A 23,708-nucleotide genomic window follows, 5' to 3' on the forward strand; every position below is an offset into this window, starting at 1 on the left:
CCTCGGCCCGGGAGAAACCTTGTTGCGACGCATCAATGGAACGGCCCTCATCATCGCGGCACTTGTCGCCACGCTCGGCGCGCTCGCCTATCCCGTCTGGTCCTACGCCGACCGTTCCGGTACCGGTCAGGCCAATCTCAACGCGTCGTCCGTCGCCACGCAGTGGGGTCCGCTCTCCGCGACCGACCGGGACTTCCTGGTGAGGGTGCGCCTGGCAGGGCTCTGGGAGCTCCCCGCCGGGCAGCAGGCCATCGAGCGTGCGCCGAGCGAGGCGGTCAAGGCCGCCGGGGACCATCTGGTGGTCGGGCACTCGGACCTGGACCGCCGGGCCCGGGACGTGGCCGCCAAGCTCGGGGTGGAACTGCCGAACCAGCCGACCGAGCAGCAGCAGGGCTGGCTGCGCGAGCTGACTGCGGCGAGCGGCGAGGACTACGAGCGCAAGTTCGCCAATCTGCTGCGGGCCGCGCACGGCAAGGTCTTCGCCCTGGTCGCCCAGGTCCGGGCCACGACCCGGAATTCACTGATCCGTCAGCTGGCGACCGACGCCAACCAGACCGTGCTGGACCACATCACCATGCTGGAGGGCACCGGCTTCGTCGACTTCGACGCGATCGCGCGCGACGCCGCGGCAGCGGCGACGGCCAGTCCGACCGGGCCGCCCCCGCCGGCCGGCGGGACGGTGCCGGCCCAGCCGGTGCCAGCCGAGCCGACCGGGGACCAGTCGTTCACTTCGCGTCCGTCCACCATGCCGATGCCGATGCCCTGATCCGTCCACCTTGCGGATGCCGATGCTCTGATCCGGCCCTGCCCACGGCCGGAACCTCAAATCCTGCTCTGAACGTCCCCCCCTTCGGATTGGCCCCCGCCCGACGGGGCCATTACCTCTGCACGGAGTGGATGGAGGGGGACACCATGGAGCTGGGCATCGGTATCGGCTGGCGGCCGGAGATGGCGGACGCGGTGGAGGCGCTGCCGGGGATCGACTGGGTGGAGGCGGTCGCGGAGAACCTCTGCACCGACCATCTGCCCGACTCCCTGGTACGGCTCCGCGCGCGCGGCGTGACCGTCGTCCCGCACGGCGTCTCACTGGGCCTCGGCGGGGCCGACCGCCCCGACCCCGCCCGACTCGCCGACCTCGCCGCCCGAGCGGTGCTGCTGGACACGCCGCTGGTCACGGAGCACATCGCGTTCGTGCGGGCCGGGGGGCCGCGCACCGCGTCTCCGAGGCTCGAAGCGGGCCACCTGCTGCCCGTGCCGAGGACCTGGGAAGCGCTGGACGTCCTGTGCGAGAACGTGCGGATCGCCCAGGACTCGCTGCCGGTGCCGCTGGCGCTGGAGAACATCGCGGCGCTGATCTCCTGGCCCGGCGAGGAGCTGACAGAGGGCCAGTTCCTGGCGGAACTGGTCGAGCGCACCGGGGTCCGGCTGCTGATCGATGTCGCCAACCTGCACACCAACCACGTCAACCGTGGCGAGGACCCCGCTAAGGCGCTCGACGAACTGCCGGTGGAGGCGATCGCGTACGTACATGTGGCGGGCGGCGTCGAGAAGGACGGCGTCTGGCACGACACGCACGCCCACCCGGTGACCCGGCCCGTCCTGGACGTACTCGCCGAACTCCGCTCCCGGATCGCGCCGCCCGGAGTTCTGCTCGAGCGCGACGACGACTTCCCGCCCGCGGAGGAACTGGCGGGCGAACTGACCGCTGTCCGCGCCACGTTGGAAGCGGCGGGGAAGGCCCGGTCGGGCTCCACGTCCGAGACGGGGGCATCCGGCCACGGTGGCATCGCCCCGGCCGCCTCCCCGGTCGAGTCCGCGGACGACACCACCACGGCCGCCACCAGCACCCGGGTCACCGACACCGGTGTCGCCACCGATGGAGCACGCGACCGCGCCGCCGTCGCCCAGACCGCGTTGCTCTCCGCACTCGTGGCCGGCACCCCTGCCCCCGAGGGCTTCGACCACCGTCGCCTGGGCGTCCAGAGCCGTGCCCTGGCCGCCAAGCGGGCCGACGTCGTCGCCAAGGTGGCGCCCGAGCTGCCCGGGATCCTCGGCGACGGCTACCGGGACGCCTTCCTCTCGTACGCCAGGACCCGCCCCATGTCCGCCGGATACCGGCGCGACGCACTGGACTTCGCCGAGCAGCTGCTGATCACCGGCCGGCCCGCGGACGACGCCGCCCGGCGTCGGTTGACCCACTGGTGGCAGGACCGTGCGGCCGCGAGGCCGCCCCGTCGCACCACCCGGCTGGTACGGGCCGCCCGCGCCGCGATCGCCGGAAGGTGACCGGAATGAACGTCGTCGCTCTGCTCGTGACGCTCGGCGTCGTCACCTCCTCGACGCTCCTGATCGTGGGGCTCTCGAAGGCCCGGGGCGGACCGGGTGGCCCTGTGCACGACCTCTACGAAGTGGCCTTCCTGAACGGCGGGCCCGGCAGGGTGGTGGACACCGCGCTCACCGCATTCCAGGCGGACGGACGCCTGGTGGTCGGTGGCCCGGGCATCGTCGCCATCACGCAGCCGGTCGCCCATGACCCGGTGGAGAGGGCCGTGCTACAGGCGCACGCCGCCGCTCCCAGCGGCGCGCTGCACACCCTGCGGGACGCGGCCATGCGGCACCCCGCCGTGCAGGAGGTCGGCGACGGACTCGCGGCCCGCGGTCTGCTGGCCGCACCGGAGGCCACCCGGAAATGGCGCCGCTGGGGCTTGTTCCAGGGATTCGGCTGCCTGCTGGCCATTCCGGTGTCTTTCGCGGTGACGGTGGCTCAGGTCGTGACGCAGAACGACCCGACCGGTTTCACCGTCCCCTTCATCGTCAAGGTGCTTCCTGCCCTGTTCGTGGGCATCCCGATCGGGCTCGTCTGCGCGGGCATTGCCCGTGCCCGGATCACCGGGGCGGGCAGGCAGGCGGCCCGGCAGTACCGCGCCGCCCACGTCGGCACCGCGGAGCCGGCCCATCTGGTGGCGACGCTCGGACTGCGTGCGCTGCCCGATCCCGTACTGCGGACGCAGCTGGTGACGGCGGCACGGATGCGGACGGCCGCCGGGCGGCGGCCGATGTCGCCCTCGCACCCCTCCTCGTCCTCCACCGGCAGCGGTGACTACCTCATGGCGACGGCGTGGTGCGCCGGTTCGGGCCCGGCCGACTCCGGTTGCGGAAGTTCCAGCGGAACCCCGGGCGGCGGAGGTGGCGGTGGTGGTTGCAGTTCGGGGAGCAGCTGCGGTTCGGGAAGCAGCTGCAGTTCCGGCTCCAGCTGCTCCAGTTCCAGCTGCTCCAGCAGCAGTTGTTCCAGCAGCAGTGGTTCGAGCTGCAGCAGCAGCAGTTCCTGAACGGGCGGCTCCGCGGCCTCCACTGCCGCTTCGGTCTTCCCGGTGCGCGTCCGTATGTTGGAAAGCCGTGGCGCTCCACCATCCGCCTCGCATAGAAATCCCGACATGCTCTGGGTTCTGTTTCTGCTGGTCGCGTGGGGCGCTGCGGCCCTCTCCTGTCTCCGGCTCTGTCTGGCCGCCGCGTCCGTCGACCGGGCGCGGGACCCCGGGGACGTCGAACTGACCCTGTACGAGACCGCGTTCCTGACGGGCGGCCCGCACCGGGTCGCCGACCTCGCCCTCGTCACGATGCATCTGCGCCGTCGACTGCTGCTCGCCCACACCGGCTGGGCCACCGTCGTCGACCCCGAGGGCCGGGACGAGGTCGAGCGTACGGTGATCCGTGCCATCGGCCCGGAGGGGCAGTCGCCGATACCTCCGATACGTTCGGCGACCGCCGCCGCCGAAGCCGTACGCGCCCTCGCCGACCGCCTCGTCCGGGCAGGGCTGGCCCTGCCCGGCGGTGCACGGACCGACATCGCGTCGGCGGTGCGCGCGGTACGTGGATCGGCCCTGCTGGCGGCTGTACTGACGGGTGCCGCGCTGCTGCTCCCCGGACAGGAGCGGGGGCTCGGCAGTCCGACAGCGGCCGAACTCGTCTGGTTCGGGCTGCCGCTCCTCCTGACGCTCGGCGCTCTGGCCATCGCCCGGATGGAGATCCATCCGTACAGCTCCTGGGCCTCGCCCACCGGGCAGCGGCTGCTGGACTCGGTCGCCGCACCGGCGGGCGGCGCGGATCACGACGTCCTGGCGGCGGTCGCCGTACGAGGTGTCCGTGCCGTCGACGATCCGGCGCTGCGCGCCGCGCTCTCGATCGGCGTGCACCCGGCACATCTCTCGCACCAGGGCCGTTGAATACGGCGCGGCAGGGGCGACCTCCCGCCGGGCCGGCGCCCAGCACATGAGTGGGCCGGCCTTCGAGAAGCCAGGACTGCCGTACTCCCACGGGAGCAGGTGACCGGCCCGCGCCGGGGCGGGGCCGAAGACGAGCGGGGAAGGACGTGTCACTCCCCCGCCCGTCCCGGGAACGCTGCAGGTCAGGACCTACGGCGTGCCCGGAGCCGAACCCGGTGTCGCTGGAGCGGCGGGCAGCGCACAGCCGTGCGCCGGCGCCCGCCGTCTGATCTTCCGGGTTGGGGTGGTCGGAGCCCGCTCGCTACGCGAGCCCGGCCACCAGGTCTGCGACGGACTTCCTGCGGCCCGTGTAGAAGGGGACCTCCTCGCGGACATGCATCCGCGCCTCGGAGGCCCGCAGGTGACGCATGAGGTCGACGATGCGATAGAGCTCGTCGGCCTCGAAGGCGAGGATCCACTCGTAGTCGCCGAGCGAGAAGGAGGCGACGGTGTTGGCGCGGACGTCGGGGTAGCCACGGGCCATCTTGCCGTGGTCCGCGAGCATCCGGCGGCGGTCCTCGTCGGGCAGCAGGTACCAGTCGTAGCTGCGCACGAAGGGGTAGACGCTGATGTAGTTGCGCGGCGTCTCGTCGGCCAGGAACGCCGGGATGTGCGCCTTGTTGAACTCGGCGGGGCGGTGCAGCGCCATGTTCGACCAGACCGGCTCCAGCGCCAGGCCCAGCTTGGTGCGCCGGAAGAGGTTGTACGCCTCCTGCAGCTCGTCCGCCGTCTCGGCGTGCCACCAGATCATGACGTCGGCGTCGGCACGCAGGCCGGAGACGTCATAGGTGCCACGGACGGTGATGTCCTTGGCGCCGAGCTGGTCGAACAGCTCCTGGACCTCGTCGGCGTAACCGGCGCGGTCGGCAGGGAGCACATCACGAAGCTTGAAGACGGACCACAGCGTGTAGCGGATGACCTCGTTGAGGTCCTTGGCCTTCTTGCCGGCGTTGGGGATCTTCTCAGGCGCACTCATACGGCTATTGTCCCGCCTCGCTCCGTGTGCCCTGAACCGGGGTGGGAGTGGCAATGATCTCTCCCGCGAGATCGGCGGCGATCTCGTCCGCGGCCCGGTGGGCACTGGCGATGCACGCGGGGATGCCGACGCCGTCGTACACCGCTCCGCAGACCCGCAGCGCCGGCAGCTTGGCGACCTCGTCGCGGATCCGGGCGACCCGCGTCAGGTGACCGACGGGGTACTGGGGCAGTCCGCCGATCCACCGGGTGACCTCGGTGTCCACCGGCTTCGCGGCGAGTCCGGTCGCCTCGGCGAGGTCGCGCAGCGAGACGTCGACGAGTTCGGCGTCCTCGCGGTGCAGGTGGTCCTCCTCGCCGTACCGGCCGACGGAGGTGCGCAGGACGAACAGGTCAGGGGCTGCGTCGGCGACCCACTGCCACTTGTGGGTGGAGAAGGTGGAGGCCTTGATGGTGCGGCCGTCGACCGGCGGTACGAGGAAACCGGAGCGCCCGTCGAGGGCGCCCGTGGCAGCCACGTCGGAGCGCCGGAACGCCAGGGTGACCAGCGCCATCGACGCGTATTCGACGCCCGCCAGCTCGACGGAGGCGGCCGGGGACTCGGCGGCGAGCAGCGTGGAAGCGGACCAGGCGGGGGTGGCGAGGACGATGCCGTCGGCGGTGATCACCCGGGTGTCGGTGCGGATGTCCCAGCCGTCGGTGGTACGGGTCAGCCCCAGCACGGGCGTGGCGGTGAGGATCTCGCCGCCCGCCGCGCGCACGGCGTCGGCGACCGCGTCCGGCAGGGTGCCGATGCCTCCGTCGATGCCCTGGAAGACCGGGCCGGTCTGCCGGCGGTCCGCCGCCTGCTGCTGGATGCGCTGCACGCCGTCGAGCAGCGAGCCGCCCTCCCGGGCCACCTCGAAGAGCTGCGGTACGGCGGCACGCATCGAGAGCCGGTAGGCGTCGCCCGCGTAGACCCCGCCGAGCAGCGGTTCCACGAGCCGGTCGACGACCTCGCGGCCCAGCCGGTCGGCCACGTACGCACCGACCGCGACGTCGTCGCCGACGGCCGTCGGGGTGAGGTCCCGCTCCTGCGCGATGCGGGCGAGGCCCTCCGGCGACAGCACCCCGCCGAGCGCGGCCGGGTCGCCCGGCACGCCCATCACGTGGCCCTTGGGCATCGGCCGCAGTTCGCCGCGCGTCCAGATCGCCGCCGTGGCCGTGGCCGGCGGCTGCAGCCGGTCGCCGAGCCCGACGGCCCGCGCCAGGTCGACCGCCTCCGGCCGTCTGGCCAGCATCGACTCCGCACCCAGATCGACCTGGGTGCCCGCGATCCCACCGGTCATGAGCTTGCCGCCGAGCCGGTCGGTCGCTTCCAGGAGGGTGACCCGCAGCCCGGTGGCCAGGAGCCGGTGGGCGGCTGCGAGTCCGGCGATGCCGCCGCCGATGACGACGACATGACCCGTACCTGTGTCCACGCGGTTTGTTGAACGCTGCATGCCTCCACTCTCTCAAACCTCTTCCGAGTCCCGAACGTGACCGCTTCGAAACCGGTAACGGGCAACCCGAACCCCGGTCCCGAACGTCGAACCGGCACCATCAACCACCCGCCCAGGGGGAGCAGTTATGCAGCCAGGACGCCATCCGGACCGCTTGTCCGCCCACCGTTCGCGCACGGTCCTCGCCGCCGGGACGCTCGCCGCACTCCTCGCACTGAGCGGCTGCGGGGGGAGCGACAGCGCGGACAGCAAGGGCGTGGCGGGAGACAACGCCAAGTACGCGGCCCCCCGCGCGGAACGTGGCGACGCCGCCGCCGGGGCTGCGGACCAGGGGTCCGCCGAGAGCAGCTCGGCGGAGAAGAAGAAGCCCTCCGCGCTGTCCACCCCCCATGTCATCCGCAAGGCCTCGCTCTCCGTGGAGGTGAAGAGTGTGCCGAAGGCGGTCGCGGCCGCCCGAGCGGCGGTGGAGAGTGCGGGCGGTCTGGTGGCGAGCGAGTCCACCGAGCGGCTCGACGCCACGCATGAGGCGTCGCACATCGTGCTGCGGGTGCCGCAGGGTGAGTACGACGCCGTGCTGCAGGAGCTGGCGGGTGGCGGAAAGCTGCTGTCCCGGACCACGACGGCGAAGGACGTCACCGATCAGGTCGTCGACGTGGAGAGCCGGATAGCCACCCAGCGGGCGAGCGTCACCCGGGTGCGGAAGCTGATGGACCGGGCCGACAAACTCGCCGATGTGGTCACCCTGGAAGGGGAACTGAGCAACCGTCAGGCCGAACTGGAGTCGCTCCTCGCCCAGCAGGAGTCGCTGAAGGACCGCACCACCCTGGCGACGATCACACTCAGCCTCTCCGAGCCGGAGTCCCCGTCGAACAAGGAGGACGACGATCCGGGATTCATGGACGCGCTCGGCGGCGGCTGGCACGCGTTCGTGACGATGGTGCGGTGGATCGCGATGGCCGTGGGTGCGGCGGCGCCGTTCCTGGCCGCGGCGGCGGGTCTGCTGCTGCTCGGGCGGCTGCTGCGCACCTGGCTCGCCCGACGCAAGGTGTCCCAGGAACCCCAGGCATCCCAGCCGGATGAGCAGGCTCCCACAGCACCGGAGGCTCCGACCGCCCCCTGAGCGTCGTAGCGTGGACCTTCGGAGTCGACGCTCGAAGGGACCCGGCATGACAGCGGAGCGACTGGTGGTCATCGGCGGGGACGCGGCGGGCATGTCCGCCGCGTCCCAGGCCCGCAGGCTCAAGGGACCGGAGGAGCTGAGCATCGTCGCCTTCGAGCGGGGCCACTTCACCTCGTACTCGGCCTGCGGCATCCCGTACTGGGTCAGCGGCGACGTGGCGGAACGGGACGCCCTCATCGCCCGTTCGCCCGAGGAGCACCGGGCCCGCGCCATCGACCTGCGGATGCGCACCGAAGTGACGGAGATCGATGTCGCCGGGCAGCGGGTGCGGGCGCTCGACCGGGAGAGCGGGGAGACCTACTGGACCGGCTTCGACAAGCTGGTGATCGCGACGGGGGCCCGGCCGGTGCGTCCGGCCCTGCCCGGCATGGACGCGGCGGGGGTGCACGGCGTGCAGACCCTGGACGACGGCCAGGCGCTGCTGGACTCCCTGGACCGGGCGCCGGGGCGGCGCGCGGTCGTCGTCGGCGCCGGATACATCGGTGTCGAGATGGCGGAGGCGCTGCTGAAGCACGGCTTCCAGGTGACGGTCCTCAACCGCGGCGAGCAGCCGATGGCGACGCTCGACCCCGACATGGGGCGCCTGGTCCACGACGCGATGGACGGGCTGGGCATCACGACGGTGAACCGGGCCGAGGTCACCAAGATCCTCACCGGAGCGGACGGCCGCGTGACCGCGGTCGCCACGAACGACGCGACCCACCCGGCGGATGTGGTGGTGCTCGGCATCGGTGTCGAACCGGAGACGACACTGGCCCGCGCGGCCGGCCTGCCGGTCGGCCCGCACGGCGGTCTGCTCACCGATCTGTCGATGCGGGTCGTCGGACACGACAACATCTGGGCGGGCGGCGACTGCGTCGAGGTCCTCGACCTGGTGGCGGGCCGCACCCGCCATATCGCATTGGGCACCCATGCAAACAAGCACGGCCAGATCATCGGGGCCAACGTCGGCGGCGGCTACGGGACGTTCCCGGGGGTGGTGGGCACCGCGGTCAGCAAGGTCTGCGATCTGGAGATCGCCCGGACGGGGCTGCGCGAGAAGGACGCCCGCGCGGTGGGGCTGCGGTTCGTCACGGCGACGATCGAGTCGACGGGCCGGGCAGGTTACTACCCGGGCGCCCGGTCGATGACGGTGAAGATGCTCGCGGAGTACCGCACGGGCCGGCTGCTCGGGGTGCAGATCGTGGGCCGGGACGGGGCGGCGAAGCGGGTGGACGTCGCCGCGGTCGCGCTCACCGCAGGGATGACGGTGGAACAGATGACGGCGCTCGACCTCGGGTACGCCCCGCCGTTCTCGCCGGTCTGGGACCCCATTCTGGTGGCGGCGCGGAAGGCGGTGACGGCGGTACGGGGGGCCGGCACCGCCTGACGTCCGTCCGGCACCGGCGGCGACGCCCGCGTCCGGTCCCCGAACGCCGCCGAGGGCTGAGCCCGGACCGTACGGGCGCCCCGGGGCCGGAAAGACCGTACGGGACAGCCCTCAGCGAGCGGTCTGCGTGTGTACGTACTCGACGAGCCGCGTCAGCGCGTCCGGGTCGGTCGTCGGCATCACACCGTGGCCCAGGTTGAAGACATGGCCCTCCAGACCGGCGGCCGCGTCCAGCACCTCGCGCGTCTTCGCCTCCACCGTCGCCGTCGGCGCGAACAGCACCGCCGGGTCGAGGTTGCCCTGCAATGCCTTGCCGGGTCCGACCCGACGCGCGCCCTCGTCCATCGGGACGCGCCAGTCGACGCCGACGACATCCGCGCCCGCCTCGCCCATCAGCCCGAGCAGTTCGCCGGTGCCGACACCGAAGTGGATGCGCGGGACACCGTACGGAGCGACGGCGTCGAAGACCTTCGCGGAGGCCGGCATCACGGAACGGCGGTAGTCGGCGGGGGCGAGCGCACCGACCCAGGAGTCGAAGAGCTGCACGGCCGAGGCGCCCGCCTCGATCTGCACCTTCAGGAACGCGCCGGTGATCTCGGCCAGCCGGTCGAGGAGCTCGGCCCAGAGCTCCGGCTCGCCGTACATCATGGCCTTGGTGCGCTCGTGGTTGCGGGACGGACCGCCCTCCACGAGGTAGCTCGCGAGAGTGAACGGCGCACCGGCGAATCCGATGAGCGGCGTCGGGCCGAGCTCGGCGGTGAGCATGCCGATGGCCTCGGTGACGTAGTGGACGTCCTCCGGCGTGAGGTCGCGCAGCCGGGCGAGATCGGCGCGGGTCCGGATCGGGTCGGCGATGACCGGGCCGACACCGGGCTTGATGTCGAGGTCGATCCCGATGGCCTTGAGCGGGACGACGATGTCGCTGAAGTAGATCGCCGCGTCGACCTTGTGGCGGCGGACGGGCTGCAGCGTGATCTCGGTGACCAGCTCCGGCATCATGCAGGAGTCGAGCATGGCGATGCCCTCGCGCACCTTGAGGTACTCGGGCAGCGACCGCCCTGCCTGACGCATGAACCAGACCGGCGTGTGCGGCACCGGCTCGCGGCGGCACGCCTTCAGGAACGGCGACTCATGGGTGGCGGAGGTCTTCGTCTGCTGGCCCGAGGGGCGATCGTTGGCGCTCACGCACAGAATCTTCGCACGAAGCGGTAAGGAGCCGGGTCCGCGCCGGGTGTCCCTCCCTGCACGAGGCTCCGGTTCCGCCTACTCTTCCCCGCATGGCTCCGGCTCAGGGACAATTTTCCGAACAATCCGATGGCGCTGACAGCAAGGACAGTGCGGAGGGCAGTTCCGTCCCGCCCGCGTTCCGGTCGGCGGTGGAAGCGTTGCGCTCGGCGCGGCTCCGCCCCGAGCTGGAAGTGGAGCCGACTCGGCCGCCTCAGCGTCTCGCTCCGTACGCGTACGCCGTGGAGGCGGCGGTCGTCGACGGCGAGGACGATCTCGCGGACGGCCGCCTTGTGCTGCTCCACGATCCCGCTGGGCACGAGGCGTGGCACGGCACGTTCCGTCTGGTGACGCTGGTCCGCGCCGAGCTGGAGCCGGAGATGGCTTCCGACCCGCTGCTGCCGGAGGTGTGCTGGTCCTGGCTGACCGGTGCGCTGGAGGCGCGCGGCCTGTCGTACGGGGAGGCGGGCGGCACGGTCACCCGGGCAGGTTCGCACTACTTCGGTGCGCTGTCCGAGCGGCGCCCGGCGACACAGATCGAGATCCGGGCGTCCTGGACGCCGCGCGAGGGGCGGGGCGGAGCACCGGACACGGCGGCGCATCTGGTGGCGTGGGGGGATCTGCTGTGCCAGATCGCCGGTCTGCCGCCGTCGGGTCCGGCCGACGCGGCGGTGGTGACGCTGCCTCAGCGGCGCGGCCCGCAGGTTCCGTAGCCGGCCGTTCCGCTACTACACCTTTTGGCGCAGACCGAAACATATCGGTAACAATCCGTCACAGGTTTCACTCGGCTGCCGGGATTCTTTTCGTACAATCGATCGCCCGTCCGATTTGCCCGAATTGTTACTCACTAAATCGTGATCTTCCTCTAAAGGAGGACGGGTCTGCTGCCGAAGAGGTCAATGACCCTTCAAGCACGGTTCGCCCCGGCTTCATCCCCGAGCCGGCCCGTCCCGCCACTCCCCAGGAGGCCTGGTGTCCGTTCTCCTCGAGCAGCCCGCAAGCCTGGTCGCCTACCGCCCGAACAAGCCGACGGCCATGGTCGTCGTGGCCGACCCGCGCGTCCGTTCCACCGTCACCCGCCATCTGTGGGCACTCGGAGTACGTGACGTCATCGAGGCGTCGTCCATCGCGGAGGCCCGTCCCCGCGTCGGCAACCCGCGCGACATCTGTGTTGCCGACGTCCATCTGCCCGACGGTTCCGGGCTGACCCTGCTGTCCGAAACCCGAGCCGCCGGCTGGCCGAACGGCCTCGCCCTCTCCGCCGCCGATGACATCGGCGCCGTACGCAATGCCCTCGCGGGCGGCGTGAAGGGCTATGTCGTCACCGGCACACGCACCAATATCGGCCACCCCACCCGCCCCGGCGTCGCTCCCATCGGCGCCAATGCCGCCCGTATGCACCGCCGGCCCCCCGGCACCCCGAGCCACCCGGGCGGCTACCGCGAACTGTCCGGCCGCGAGGTGGAGGTCCTCCGGCTGGTCGCCGAAGGGCAGTCCAACAAGGCCATCGGTGTCTCCATGGGGCTGTCCGCCCTGACCGTCAAGAGCCACCTCGCCCGCATCGCCCGCAAGCTCGGCACCGGAGACCGCGCCGGAATGGTCGCCGTGGCCCTGCGCACGGGCATCATCCACTGACCCGCACACCCCGGCCGGCCGACAGAACGTTGCGGACCGGCTGGTTTACATTCATCGGCGCCCGTCGACGGAACGTTCCGTCGACGGGCGCCGTGCATACACAGATACCCTTGACACGTGACCGACGCCCAAGAGACCGCAGCAGACACTTCACTGCGAACCACCGGGGGCGCTCCCCCGGACGACGTCGCCCCGGCGCCGATCCCCTTGCTCGAACCTCGCGAGGGCATTCCCCCGGTGGTGGCCTCCGACGACGCCCTCGCCCGAGTGGTCGCGGCTTTTGCCGCGGGCACCGGCCCCGTCGCCGTCGATGCCGAACGCGCATCCGGCTACCGCTACGGCCAGCGCGCCTATCTCGTACAGCTGCGGCGCGACGGCGCGGGAAGCGCCCTGATCGACCCGGTCGGCTGCCCCGACCTGACGTCGCTCGGCGAGGCGCTGCGCGGCAGCGAGTGGATCCTGCACGCCGCCACCCAGGACCTGCCCTGCCTGCGCGAAATAGGGATGGCTCCCACCGAACTCTTCGACACGGAGCTCGCCGGACGGCTGGCGGGCTTCCCGCGGGTCGGCCTCGGCGCGATGGTCGAGAACGTGCTCGGCTACGCGCTGGAGAAGGGGCACTCCGCCGTCGACTGGTCCACCCGCCCGCTGCCCGAACCCTGGCTGCGCTACGCCGCGCTCGATGTCGAGCTCCTGATCGATCTGCGCAACGCCCTGGAGGAGGAGCTCGACCGGCAGGGCAAGCTGGAGTGGGCGCAGGAGGAGTTCGACGCGATCGCCTCGGCGCCGCCCGCTCCCCCGCGCAAGGACCCGTGGCGCCGCACGTCCGGTATGCACAAGGTGCGCCGCCGTCGTCAGATGGCGGTCGTACGGGAGCTGTGGAACGCCCGTGACCAGGTCGCACAGCGCCGGGACATCTCGCCCGGCAAGGTCCTCGGCGACGGCGCGATCATCGAGGCGGCCCTCGCCCTCCCGCCGAACACCCAGGCGCTGACCACCCTGCCGGGCTTCGGCCACCGCATGGGCCGGCGTCAGCTGGAGCAGTGGCAGGCGGCCATCGACCGGGCCAAGGCGCTCCCCGAGGCCGAGCTCCCGCAGCCTGGCCAGCCCCTCCTCGGCCCGCCGCCGCCGCGCGCCTGGGCCGACAAGGACCCGGCGGCCGCGGCCCGGCTCTCGGCGGCCCGCGCCGCGGTGTCGGAGCTGGCCGAGCGGCTGCACATGCCGCAGGAGAACCTGATCACACCGGACACCGTGCGCCGGGTCTGCTGGGAACCGCCGAAGAACCCGACGCCGGACGCGGTCGAGGAAGCGCTCACCACGTACGGGGCCCGGCGGTGGCAGATCGAACAGGTGGCGCCGCTCCTGCTGCGCGCCCTGACGACGGCGACGGCCTGAGCCCTCGCACCTCCCCTTTCCGCACGAATTCGCCTGGACGACGCGCTACGACCTCGTGCGACGAAAACGCCCTCGGCCGACCGGCCGAGGGCGTTTTCGTCTGCCGGAGTGCGGCCGCGGGGCGGTCGGGGACGATCGGAATCACGCCACCTTGTCCCCGTCCCGGCATGTGACGTTCGCCGCTCCCGCCGTTGGGGGTGGGCAGTCTGGTTACCCGCAAGTAGCATGATGGTGGCGGCGCGCTTCCGGGCGTGCCGCGCAGCAGTGCCATCCCGCACCCTGGAGGAGAGCCATCGTGCCTCGTACCATCCGGGACGTCGTCTTCGTCGACGGCGTCCGCACCCCGTTCGGCAAAGCGGGCCCGAAGGGCATCTACCACGAGACCCGCGCCGACGATCTCGTCGTGAAGGCCATCCGGGAGCTGCTGCGCCGCAACCCGGACCTGGACCCGGCCCGTATCGACGAGGTCGCCATCGCCGCGACCACCCAGATCGGCGACCAGGGTCTGACGCTGGGCCGGACCGCCGGAATCCTGGCCGGTCTGCCGCAGTCCGTCCCCGGTTACTCCATCGACCGCATGTGTGCGGGCGCCCTGACCGCCGTCACGTCGACGGCCGGTTCCATCGCCTTCGGCGCGTACGACGTCGTCGTCGCCGGCGGTGTCGAGCACATGGGCCGCCACCCGATGGGCGAGGGCGTGGACCCGAACCCGCGCTTCGTATCGGAGAAGCTGGTCGACGAGTCCGCCCTGTTCATGGGCATGACCGCGGAGAACCTGCACGACCGGTACCCGCAGATCACCAAGCTCCGCGCCGACGAGTACGCGGTCCGCTCGCAGGAGAAGGCCGCCAAGGCGTACGCCAACGGCAAGATCCAGCAGGACCTGGTGCCTGTCTCCGTGCGCCGTACCAACGCCGAGGCCGGCGAGACGGGCTGGGGCCTGGTCACCGCCGATGAGCCGATGCGTCCGGGCACCACGCTGGAGTCCCTGGCCGGTCTCAAGACCCCGTTCCGCCCCCACGGCCGCGTCACCGCCGGTAACGCCGCGGGTCTCAACGACGGCGCCACCGCCTCCCTGCTCGCCGCCGAGGACGTCGCCCGCGAGCTCGGCCTCCCGGTCAAGATGCGCCTCGTCTCGTACGCCTTCGCCGGTGTCGAGCCCGAGGTCATGGGGTACGGCCCGATCCCGTCGACGGAGAAGGCCCTCGCCAAGGCCGGTCTGTCGATCGGTGACATCGGCCTGTTCGAGATCAACGAGGCGTTCGCCGTCCAGGTGCTCGCCTTCCTCGACCACTACGGCGTCGCCGACGACGACGCACGCGTCAACCAGTACGGCGGCGCCATTGCGTACGGTCACCCGCTGGCCTCGTCCGGTGTGCGTCTGATGACGCAGCTGGCCCGTCAGTTCGAGGAGCAGCCGCAGGTCCGCTACGGACTGACCACCATGTGCGTCGGCTTCGGCATGGGCGCGACGGTCATCTGGGAGAACCCGAACTTCGACGGAGGCAACAAGTGAGTTCCACCACTGAGCTTCTGAAGGGCGCAGCCGAGCTGTTCCCGGGCGAGGTCGTCACGCAGGCGCACGTGCGCCACCTCGACCTGCCGGCGGGCGCGGGCAGGTTCGCCCTCATCACGCTGGACAACGGCCTGGACCACACCAAGCCGACCACCTTCGGACCGCAGTCGCTGGCGAACTTGAACGCCGCCATCGACCAGGTCGAGAAGGAGGCCGCCGAGGGTGCGATCGTCGGTATCGGCATCACCGGCAAGCCGTTCATCTTCGCGGTCGGCGCCGACCTCAAGGGCGTCGAGCTGCTGAAGAAGCACGACGACGCGCTCGCCATCGGCAAGGGCGGCCACGACGTCTTCCGGCGTCTCTCCGGCCTCGCTGTCCCGACGTTCGCGTACTACAACGGCGCGGCGATGGGCGGCGGTGTCGAGGTCGGCCTGCACTGCTCGTACCGCACCGTCTCCAAGGCACTGCCCGCGTTCTCGCTGCCCGAGGTCTTCCTCGGTCTGGTCCCCGGCTGGGGCGGCTGCGCCCTGCTGCCGAACCTGATCGGCGCCGACCGCGCGGTCTCGGTGATCATCGAGAACTCGCTGAACCAGAACCGTCAGCTCAAGGGCAAGCAGGTCTTCGAGCTCGGGATCGCCGATGCCCTCTTCGAAGGCGCGGACTTCCTGGAGCAGTCGCTGATCTGGACCGCGGACGTGCTGAACGGCACGGTCACGGTGGAGCGCCCCGAGGTAGACCGCGGTGACGCCTGGGACCAGGCCGTCGCCCGTGGCAAGGCCATCGCCGACTCCAAGGTGCACGGCGCCGCCCCGGCCGCGTACCGCGCGCTGGAGATCATCGCCGCGGCGAAGGACGGCGACCTGGGCGCCGGCTTCGACGCCGAGGACCAGGCCCTCGCGGACCTGATCATGGGCGGCGAGCTGCGCTCCGGGATCTACGCCTTCAACCTGGTCCAGAAGCGCGCCAAGCGCCCGGCCGGTGCCCCGGACAAGAGCCTGGCCCGCCCGGTCACCAAGGTCGGCGTCGTCGGCGCCGGTCTGATGGCCTCACAGCTGGCGCTGCTCTTCCTGCGCCGCCTGGAGGTGCCGGTCGTCCTGACCGACATCGACCAGGAGCGCGTCGACAAGGGTGTGGGCTACGTCCACGCCGAGATCGAGAAGCTGCTGGGCAAGGGCCGGATCAACCAGGACAAGGCCAACCGCCTCAAGGCCCTGGTCTCCGGTGTGCTGGACAAGGCCGAGGGCTTCTCCGACGCCGACTTCATCATCGAGGCCGTCTTCGAGGAGATCGGCGTCAAGCAGCAGGTGTTCGCGGAGGTCGAGGCGGTCGCCCCGGCGCACGCGATCCTCGCCACCAACACCTCGTCCCTCTCGGTCACCGAGATGGCGTCGAAGCTGCAGCACCCCGAGCGGGTCGTCGGCTTCCACTTCTTCAACCCGGTCGCCATCCTCCCGCTGCTGGAGATCGTGCGCGGCGAGAAGACCGACGACGCCTCGCTGGCCACGGCGTTCGGTGTGGCGCGGAAGCTGAAGAAGACCGCGGTGCTGGTGAAGGACGCCCCGGCGTTCGTCGTCAACCGCATCCTCACCCGCTTCATGGGCGAGATCCAGAACGTCATCGACGAGGGCACCCCGGTCGAGGTCGCCGAGAAGGCCATCGAGCCCCTCGGCCTGCCGATGTCCCCGCTGGTCCTCCTCGAGCTGGTCGGCCCGGCCATCGGTCTGCATGTCTCCGAGACCCTGAACCGCGCCTTCCCGGAGCGTTTCACCGTCTCCGAGAACCTCGCGGCGGTCGTCAAGGCCGGCAAGCGCGGCTTCTACGTGTACGACTCCGGCAAGCCGGAGCTCGACCCGGAGGTCGCCGCTCTCCTCGAGCAGGGCGATGTCGTCCTGTCCGAGGAGCAGGTCCGCGACCGCGTCCTGGACGCGGTGGCGCAGGAGATCGGTCTGATGCTGGACGAGGGCGTCGTCGCCGAGGCCCAGGACATCGACCTCTGTCTGATCACCGGTGCGGGCTGGCCCTTCCACCTGGGCGGCATCACGCCGTACCTGGACCGTGAGGGCGTCTCGGAGCGGGTGAACGGCAAGAAGTTCCTGGCGCAGGGCGTGGCGAGCGTTCCGGCGTAAGTCCGGCAGGCCTGCCTGCGTGACAGGCCGGTCGCAGGGCTGGATGGACCGTACGGGATCATGTCCCGTACGGTCCGTTCGCATTCGGGCTGACGAAGAGTCCGGCGGGAAGAATCCGGGCAGAGGGAGAGGCCGCGTCATGCCGCGTCGTCCCGGGCTGCTGCCAAGGGTCTCCGCCGCGGCGCCACGCTCGCGAGCCCCCTGGCTGACTCTGGTGGCCACGGCCCTGGTCGCACTCGTCGTGGTCGCGCTGTCCGACCGGCCCGGCGCCACGCGCGCGCCGCTGTCGGACGCCGTACCGGCGGAGCTGCGGATCGCGACCTGGAACATGTGCGGCGTACGGCAATGGAACTGCGAGGACACGGGGAGCAGCCGACGGAAGATCCAGGCGCTGAAGCGGCTGGCCACCGTCGACGGCGCACGGGTGATCATGCTGCAGGAGGTCTGCGCCGGAGATCTCGCCTCGGCGCGGAAAGAACTGGGCCAGGGCTGGCGCAGCACCTTCCGGGCGTACGCCTACCGCGACGCGCGGGGGCGGCAGACCGAGGTGAGGTGCGCAGAGCGGCGTCAGGGACAAGCGGGCTTCGCGATCCTCGCCTCGTCGCCGCTGTCCCGTGTCGCGGTGGTGCCCACGCGGCAACCGGCCGTCGGACTGCGCAGGGGCGTCCTCTGTGCCACGGTCGCCTCCCACGGCGTCCAGGTGTGCAATGCACACCTGACTCTGCCCGGCAGCGACCGGGCGCACCCGGACTGGGAATACCGTGACGACCAGCTCTCGTCGCTGGTGGGCGCGGCGGACGCGCGCACGGTATTTGGCGGGGACCTGAACAGCGCGCCGCCTTCAGCCGGGAGCCAGGACAGCTGGATCTGGCCGTACGACATGTACCGCAGCTACCGGGAGTGTGACCAGGGGCCGGCCTCCTCGCGCAGCGGCCGGGCCACTCATCTCACCGGTCACAAGGTGGACTACCTGTTCACCGCACTGCCACGAACGCACTGCTCGGTACGGGCGACCGCGGCATCGGACCACCTGGCGCTCGTCATGGGGGTCAGGGCCTACTGACAAAGCGGTCGGTCCCCCTGCCGGGCGCAGCGTCAGTAGCCGGGAGCCAAGTGCTGCGCCGGGGCCGGTGAGGCGTAGGCGTTCACCACGCTGAAGGTGACCGCGGTCCGCTGAGACTTGTTGCCGCCCATGTCCACCGCGTGGCACTCAACGGTGTGCGGCCCCTCGGTCCAGGACCAGCCCGATTCCCACGACCAGCTGCTGTCCGGGGCCACCGGTGCCATGCCGAGCGGCATCCCCTCCTCCGCGAACTCCACATGCACCGCGCCCTGCGCATACCCCATGAGGCCGATGACCGGGCCCGGCACCTGCTGACCCGGAGCCGGCACCGAGATGACAGGGGCGGGGGCCGAGGGGCCGGCCGTCTGCTGCACCGGGAGCTGTCCGCCGGACGCCGCGTGCGGGCCCGCGGACGGGGAGCTCTGCGCCTGGACGGTGAAGACCGCTTCGGTGCGCGCGCTGTGGAATTTGTTGGCGTCCACTGCGAAGAGCCTGATGACGTGCTTCCCCTCGGCCCAGGTCCTGTCCGGTGCCCAGCTCCAGCTGCCGTCGGGGAGCACCTGCGACGAGCCTAGGTACTTGCCGTTCTCCCACAGGCTGATGCGCACAGCACCCGGAGCGCTTCCGACGAAACGTACGGCGTTTCCCGGCACCTCCTGATGGGGCACCGGCGTAGAAACCACGGGCGCGGGGAACCTATCACCGCGCATCTGGGAAGTGGACGAGAGATATGAGTCGATGGCGGATGTGTCGCACTCCGGCTGCTCCTGGCCGTTGCTGACCACGCCTATGCGGGGAGTGATTCCGTCGACAAGGAGATTCAAGAGTCCCATAATGGTCGGGAGATTCCGCAGGGTGACTTTTCCATGACTCGCGATCAGAGGAGAGTCGTTGTAGACGAAATTGAAGTTCGTGTATCCCTGGAAGAGCCCGAGGAAAGGTTCGACATGGCGCGTGTACTGCTCGTCCTGGGGTGACGAGATGAGATAAATATTGGCATCGCGATACGTTCCCGACCCCACCACGTTGGGGAGCACGGAGTCGAGGATGTGCACCTTCTCGTCCGTCACTTCGCCCATCATCAACCGGGCCGCGCCCGGCATCGATTCCTTGACATAGGTGCCGACCCTGAACTGAGGCACACTCGCCACCACGTTCCGGAAGCCGTACTTCAATCCGAAGTACAGTGCTGCCGTGCCGCCCTTGGAGCTGCCGAACATGGTGCAGTCGTCCGGTGTCAGGGAAAGTGCGTTCATGACGCGCGAGATTAGTTCGATGACAGACCTCTCCAGCGAAAAGTCCATCCCTTTACACAGGTAATAGCTATTCTGGCCGTCGAACTGGTCACGGATCCACAATATGTTCGCACGGGTCTTGTCGAGTACCCCGTTCGCCCATCCCCACTCACCTGGGGCACCGAGGTTGGCGAAAACGACGAGCAGATGCCGGTTTCCGTTCTTCGCGTGGGAGAACCTGTACTCGATGGGAACTGACCCGGAGGCTTCGACACCGCTGAACACGGCACGTCCGGCCGGGGCTGCATTAGACATGTAGGGAATCCACTTCCTGCCGGTCCGGCTCGGCTGTAGGGCTGTTCATCAGCTGCCTGGGCACCACTCCGCCGCCACGGAGGGCCCGCTCCCTCGCCTGGGCGGAGTTGTAGCCGGAGCTGTAGGGCGTCACCGTCCCGACGGCCGGTGCCATCGCCTGCGCAGCGTCCAGGTCCCCGCCGGCGACCAGAATCCGGTCGGCGAGCCTGGCCGAGGCGTAGCCGTCGTCCAGGTCGCAGAACTCCTCCTGGAACCACCGGTATCGGTCCGCGTAGCCCTCCTGGATCCGGTCGATGTCCCGGATCGCGGATATCAGTTCGGCGGATTCGAAGACCAGCGGCCCCGGGGCACTCTCCTCGAAGTCGAAATAGAAGCCACGCAGTGTGTCGCGGTAGTGGTCCAGGTCGTAGGTGAAGAACAGGATCGGGCGCCCCGTGTTGACGAAGTCGAACATCAGGGACGAGTAGTCCGTGATCATCACATCGGCTATGAGCGAGAGGTCGGCCATATCCGGATAGTCGGAGACGTCATAGACGAAGCCGTCCCCGGCGCCAGGAACCGGGTCCACCACATTCGGATGGCGACGCACCATCAGCACATGGTCCGTACCGAGCCGCTCCCGCGCGTCGTCGAGATCGATACGGAAGTCGAACTTGTACTTCCCGGGTGCGTAGAACTGGTCGTCGCGCCATGTGGGGGCGTACATGATGACGCGCTTGCCCGGCGGCAGCCCGATGCGCCGACGGATCTCCATCGCCCTGCGGCCTGTGTCGTGACGCCTCAGGATGTCGTTGCGCGGGTAGCCGCACTCGACCATTTCTCCGGGGAACCTGAAGGCCCTCTGGAGGATCGGAGTGGAGAAACTGTTGGGCGATACGAGCATGTCCCAGTTCTGGACTTCCTTCTCGACCCGCTCCAGATACCGCTGGTCCGCGAAGTGCACTGATTCGATGTCATGGCCGATGCGCTTGAGCGGCGTGCCGTGCCAGGTCTGGACGACGACCTGCTCGGGACGCTTCTGGAACCAGTCCGGGAGGTGGTTGTTGGCGACCACGTAACGCGAAGTCGCCAGGGCCTCGTACCACTCCGGCGACCACATGCGCACAGGTCTGGCGGTCGGAGGCACATCGACCTGGTCGTCACGCACCACCCAGAGGTGCTCCAGCGCGACCCCGCGCCGGACCATCTCCTCGTGCACCGCCCGAGGGCTGTCCGAGTACTGCGTTCCCTTGAAGGCGTCGAAGAGCACGGCCGGTCGAATGTCCTGACGCCGAGCCTGCGGGTACGCCCTGGTCCGCAGCAGCTTCTGCCGGTACGGACCTCGAGCCTCCTCGGGCATCGCGGACTGCACGAGCATCGAGAGCCTGTCGTAGGCCTCGGCCTGGAGTTCGTACCCTCGGTCGCCCTGTTCCATGTTCTGGGGCATGGAAGCGATGAGCTCCTGCTCGACCTTGATCATGAGGTCCGGCGAGCGGTCGTCCGGGGCTACGACGGAGGGGTCCTGACGGCGCAGGAAGAAGTCCCAGCGGCCCGCGGCGAGAGGGATGTCACCCGCCAGCGTCCTCATCGCGGCGGGGGTGAGGACACAGCGGAACCTGTTTCCGTCCCACTGGATCGGCACGGCCCGTTCGGCGCCATGAGCACGGGAGCGGACGACCACGTGGGCGGCGACCCGCTCGGCAGGACCGAGCAGGTCGGCACACGAGTAGCCACAGACGAGCTCCAGCGCACCGCCCTCGAGCCAGGCACCGTCCGAGAGGAGGGGCAGGGCAGCGCGTTCGAACAGCACCACATACCCCGAACCGTTCCGGTGAACGACGATCTCGCGGTCGCCATCCTCCGTCTGCAGAGATACCGGCATGCGGTAGTGGCCGTCCTGGGCCTCCTCGGCCATCACCGGGTAGAGAGGCGTCTTGCGCCCCTCCATGTGCACGGTGACCTTCCAGCCGTTGCTGCCCATGGTCCACGCCTGAGGCACCGCATCGCCCGTGGCCCGCGAGCCGGGCACCACGTTGGCCAGTGGGACACGGGTGACGAACGTGCACCAGCCCTCGCCGCCGGGCTGGAAACTCAGCCAGGAATCATGGCGGCCCGCACCATTCATGCTGGTGACACGGAACTTGCCCCACTCGGGAATCGTCGGACCGAGATAGACACCGCCGATTTCCAGATGCTCGCCGACGACACGGTGCCTCGTGATGCGGCACCGGACGACCTCCACCCGGAGCTTCAGACTGCCCTGCACGAACAACGGAACGATGCGGGTGTTCTTGTCGACGTACCGGTACGGCGGGTTGGCCGCCGTACCGGCGCCACCGCGGCCGATGCTCTTGTAACGGAACAGCCCGCGACTGAACACACCGGCTGCGACATCCCAGGTTCCCTCGACCCACTCACCCTTCTTTTTCAGCCGGGTGGTGTCGAAGCGGCTCTCGAAGCCCGCCCAGTCGTAGCAGTAGCGGTTCTGGTTGGAATGCTCGGTCGCCTGGGGGTAATACGTCGTTTTGGCCAGGTTGACGAGGGTGCTTCCGGTCTTCTTGTTGCGCAGTGCCAGCATTTTCGTTGACATGTGCCGCTTGTGCACATTGATGAAACGCACATAGGCGGAACCGGTCAGCGTCAGCCACTCGCCGTTCCACTGCACCCCGGTGGCCGAGCTGTAGGGCGACAGTTCCTTGTCGAGCCGGTAGTCACGCTTGTAGAGACCCGTCTTGCGGTTCCCCAGATGCGGATAGTTCAGGTACCGGTGCAGTCGGCGGCGTACCGGAAGCGGCCCACCCTTGCGCTCGAACTCGACGACGTCGAGCAGTTCATCGAGCTGACCCTGGTGGACAAGGAGCCACTTGATGCGGGCGTCCGCGGGAAGCTCTTCGATGATGCCCTCGTCCGCCTCGCTCAGAAACTCCTGGGCCCAGTGCATGAAGGCATCGCGATATTCCTCGTCGGCGTCGGGAAGCACCTTCAGATGGAGCATGAGGTCCGACTTGAGGCAGGCGAGGTCGTACTTGCGCTTGTGGTCCCTGAACGACCGCGACCGGTGCTGCCCGAGGAAGCGGCTCACGGACTGCACGGCGGCGACCCGGTCACGCAGATTGCTGAGCTCGGTGTGCCGCTGGGTGATGGAAGGGGCGGCTCCGCCTTCCCGCCGGCGCCAGAAGTACACGATGTCGGTGATGACATCGACCTTCTCGGCCCGGAAGTGGGCGAACATGTTCACCCAGGAGTCCTCGTACATGACTCCTTCGGGGAACTGAATGAAGTGATAGTCCCAGAAAGAACGGCGGAACACCTTGTTCCAGACGGTTCGGTCGTAGATCAGTGCCTCGAACCGGGTGATGTGCGTTCCACGGCGGTCACGCTGCATCGGCCCCTTGTGAAGAGGAGACTGCCACTTCGTGGTGGAGTTCATCATCTGGACATTGCCCGAAACGAAATCCGAACCGGACTCCGTGAGAGTGCGGATGAGCAACTCATAGGCGTATTCCGGAATGACGTCGTCGCCATCGGCGAAGACCAGGAACTCACCTGCCGGATGCATGGCACGAAGACCTGTATTGCGAGCGTGGCCGGGGCCGTGCGACTCCTGGCGTATCAGCCGGAAGCGGGGGTCCCGTGCGCAGAATTCCTGAGCGATCTGGGTGGACTGATCGGTCGAGCCGTCATCAACCATGATGACTTCGAACTCACGGAACGTCTGGCGTGCGATCGACTCCAGGCACTCGGCAAGATAGATCTCAACATCCTGAAACGGGACGATGACACTCAGGCGCGGCCCGTCGGCCATGCTTCACACTCCAGTTCACGGCGGCAGAGCGCGCCAGCGCCACCACCAACATCCAACTCTGCGCACCGCCTTCGCCGAGCCATGGGGGGCCCAGGGTCGGACCGAACCGACCGCTGGTCGCTCAACTCTTGAAACTGTTGCGTCAGAC

17 protein-coding genes are annotated in these 23,708 nt (G+C 69.7%); 12 read left to right on the forward strand and 5 right to left on the reverse strand.

All coding sequences use genetic code 11. The features are described from left to right. Positions 1-22: 22 nt before the first annotated feature. The 4 genes from OHB49_RS10555 to OHB49_RS10570 all read left to right on the forward strand — a co-directional run bounded on the left by OHB49_RS10555 (position 23) and on the right by OHB49_RS10570 (position 4,223). Complete coding sequence (locus OHB49_RS10555) at positions 23-766, forward strand: DUF4142 domain-containing protein (RefSeq protein ID WP_329166434.1); 744 nt, start codon at positions 23-25, stop codon at positions 764-766. Positions 767-912: 146 nt separating this feature from the next. Next, on the forward strand, positions 913-2,286 hold the full coding sequence (locus tag OHB49_RS10560; RefSeq protein WP_329166436.1) for a DUF692 domain-containing protein: 1,374 nt from the start codon (positions 913-915) through the stop codon (positions 2,284-2,286). A 5-nt stretch (positions 2,287-2,291) separates the two neighbouring features. Beyond that, positions 2,292-3,329 (forward strand): TIGR04222 domain-containing membrane protein, encoded by a 1,038-nt coding sequence (locus OHB49_RS10565; RefSeq protein ID WP_329159727.1) that lies wholly within the window; start codon positions 2,292-2,294, stop codon positions 3,327-3,329. Between the two features lie 105 nt (positions 3,330-3,434). After that, entirely contained in the window at positions 3,435-4,223 is a 789-nt protein-coding gene (locus OHB49_RS10570; RefSeq protein ID WP_329159729.1) for a TIGR04222 domain-containing membrane protein, read from the forward strand. Positions 4,224-4,524: 301 nt separating this feature from the next. Here the strand turns inward: OHB49_RS10570 and hemQ are convergent, their stop codons facing one another. After that, a complete protein-coding gene (hemQ, locus tag OHB49_RS10575) occupies positions 4,525-5,238 on the reverse strand; it encodes a hydrogen peroxide-dependent heme synthase (RefSeq protein WP_030979298.1) in 714 nt (237 codons plus the stop codon). 4 nt (positions 5,239-5,242) lie between these two features. After that, entirely contained in the window at positions 5,243-6,718 is a 1,476-nt protein-coding gene (gene hemG, locus OHB49_RS10580; protein ID WP_329159732.1) for a protoporphyrinogen oxidase, read from the reverse strand. A 127-nt stretch (positions 6,719-6,845) separates the two neighbouring features. Here hemG and OHB49_RS10585 point away from each other — a divergent pair, with 127 nt between their 5' ends. Together OHB49_RS10585 and OHB49_RS10590 are read left to right on the forward strand one after the other, a co-directional pair. Further along, positions 6,846-7,838 carry a DUF4349 domain-containing protein gene (locus tag OHB49_RS10585; RefSeq protein WP_329159733.1) on the forward strand — a complete coding sequence of 331 codons (993 nt, stop codon included), beginning with the start codon at positions 6,846-6,848 and terminating at the stop codon, positions 7,836-7,838. A gap of 46 nt (positions 7,839-7,884) precedes the next feature. After that, on the forward strand, positions 7,885-9,267 hold the full coding sequence (locus OHB49_RS10590; RefSeq protein ID WP_329159735.1) for an FAD-dependent oxidoreductase: 1,383 nt from the start codon (positions 7,885-7,887) through the stop codon (positions 9,265-9,267). Positions 9,268-9,378: 111 nt separating this feature from the next. Here the strand turns inward: OHB49_RS10590 and hemE are convergent, their stop codons facing one another. After that, a complete protein-coding gene (hemE, locus tag OHB49_RS10595) occupies positions 9,379-10,452 on the reverse strand; it encodes a uroporphyrinogen decarboxylase (protein ID WP_329159737.1) in 1,074 nt (357 codons plus the stop codon). A 92-nt stretch (positions 10,453-10,544) separates the two neighbouring features. Between hemE and OHB49_RS10600 the strand changes: the two genes are divergently transcribed. The 6 genes from OHB49_RS10600 (at position 10,545) to OHB49_RS10625 (ending at position 18,226) form a co-directional block, all read left to right on the forward strand. After that, the gene (locus OHB49_RS10600) at positions 10,545-11,204 is read left to right on the forward strand and encodes a DUF3000 domain-containing protein (protein ID WP_030917737.1); all 660 of its coding nucleotides are present in this window, start codon (positions 10,545-10,547) and stop codon (positions 11,202-11,204) included. A gap of 259 nt (positions 11,205-11,463) precedes the next feature. Then, a complete protein-coding gene (locus OHB49_RS10605; RefSeq protein ID WP_024488613.1) occupies positions 11,464-12,126 on the forward strand; it encodes a helix-turn-helix transcriptional regulator in 663 nt (220 codons plus the stop codon). Positions 12,127-12,243: 117 nt separating this feature from the next. Continuing rightward, positions 12,244-13,521, forward strand: coding sequence for a ribonuclease D (locus OHB49_RS10610; protein ID WP_329159740.1), 1,278 nt, complete (start codon positions 12,244-12,246; stop codon positions 13,519-13,521). 295 nt (positions 13,522-13,816) lie between these two features. Next, on the forward strand, positions 13,817-15,037 hold the full coding sequence (locus OHB49_RS10615; protein ID WP_329159741.1) for a thiolase family protein: 1,221 nt from the start codon (positions 13,817-13,819) through the stop codon (positions 15,035-15,037). Continuing rightward, positions 15,034-17,163: a 3-hydroxyacyl-CoA dehydrogenase NAD-binding domain-containing protein gene (locus OHB49_RS10620; protein WP_329159743.1), complete on the forward strand. Its 2,130-nt coding sequence runs from the start codon at positions 15,034-15,036 to the stop codon at positions 17,161-17,163. The genes OHB49_RS10615 and OHB49_RS10620 overlap by 4 nt, the downstream gene beginning before the upstream one ends. Positions 17,164-17,302: 139 nt before the next feature. Further along, the gene (locus OHB49_RS10625) at positions 17,303-18,226 is read left to right on the forward strand and encodes an endonuclease/exonuclease/phosphatase family protein (protein WP_329159746.1); all 924 of its coding nucleotides are present in this window, start codon (positions 17,303-17,305) and stop codon (positions 18,224-18,226) included. A 32-nt stretch (positions 18,227-18,258) separates the two neighbouring features. On the opposite strand, the gene OHB49_RS10630 is transcribed toward OHB49_RS10625, so the two are convergent. Both OHB49_RS10630 and OHB49_RS10635 read right to left on the reverse strand, forming a co-directional pair. Next, positions 18,259-19,776, reverse strand: coding sequence for a hypothetical protein (locus OHB49_RS10630; RefSeq protein ID WP_329159748.1), 1,518 nt, complete (start codon positions 19,774-19,776; stop codon positions 18,259-18,261). Further along, positions 19,769-23,560, reverse strand: coding sequence for a bifunctional glycosyltransferase/CDP-glycerol:glycerophosphate glycerophosphotransferase (locus tag OHB49_RS10635; RefSeq protein WP_329159751.1), 3,792 nt, complete (start codon positions 23,558-23,560; stop codon positions 19,769-19,771). Before OHB49_RS10635 ends, OHB49_RS10630 begins: the two co-directional genes overlap by 8 nt. Positions 23,561-23,708 lie beyond the last annotated feature (148 nt).

Origin of the sequence: Streptomyces sp. NBC_01717 (assembly GCF_036248255.1) — a bacterium.
Lineage (GTDB): Bacteria > Actinomycetota > Actinomycetes > Streptomycetales > Streptomycetaceae > Streptomyces.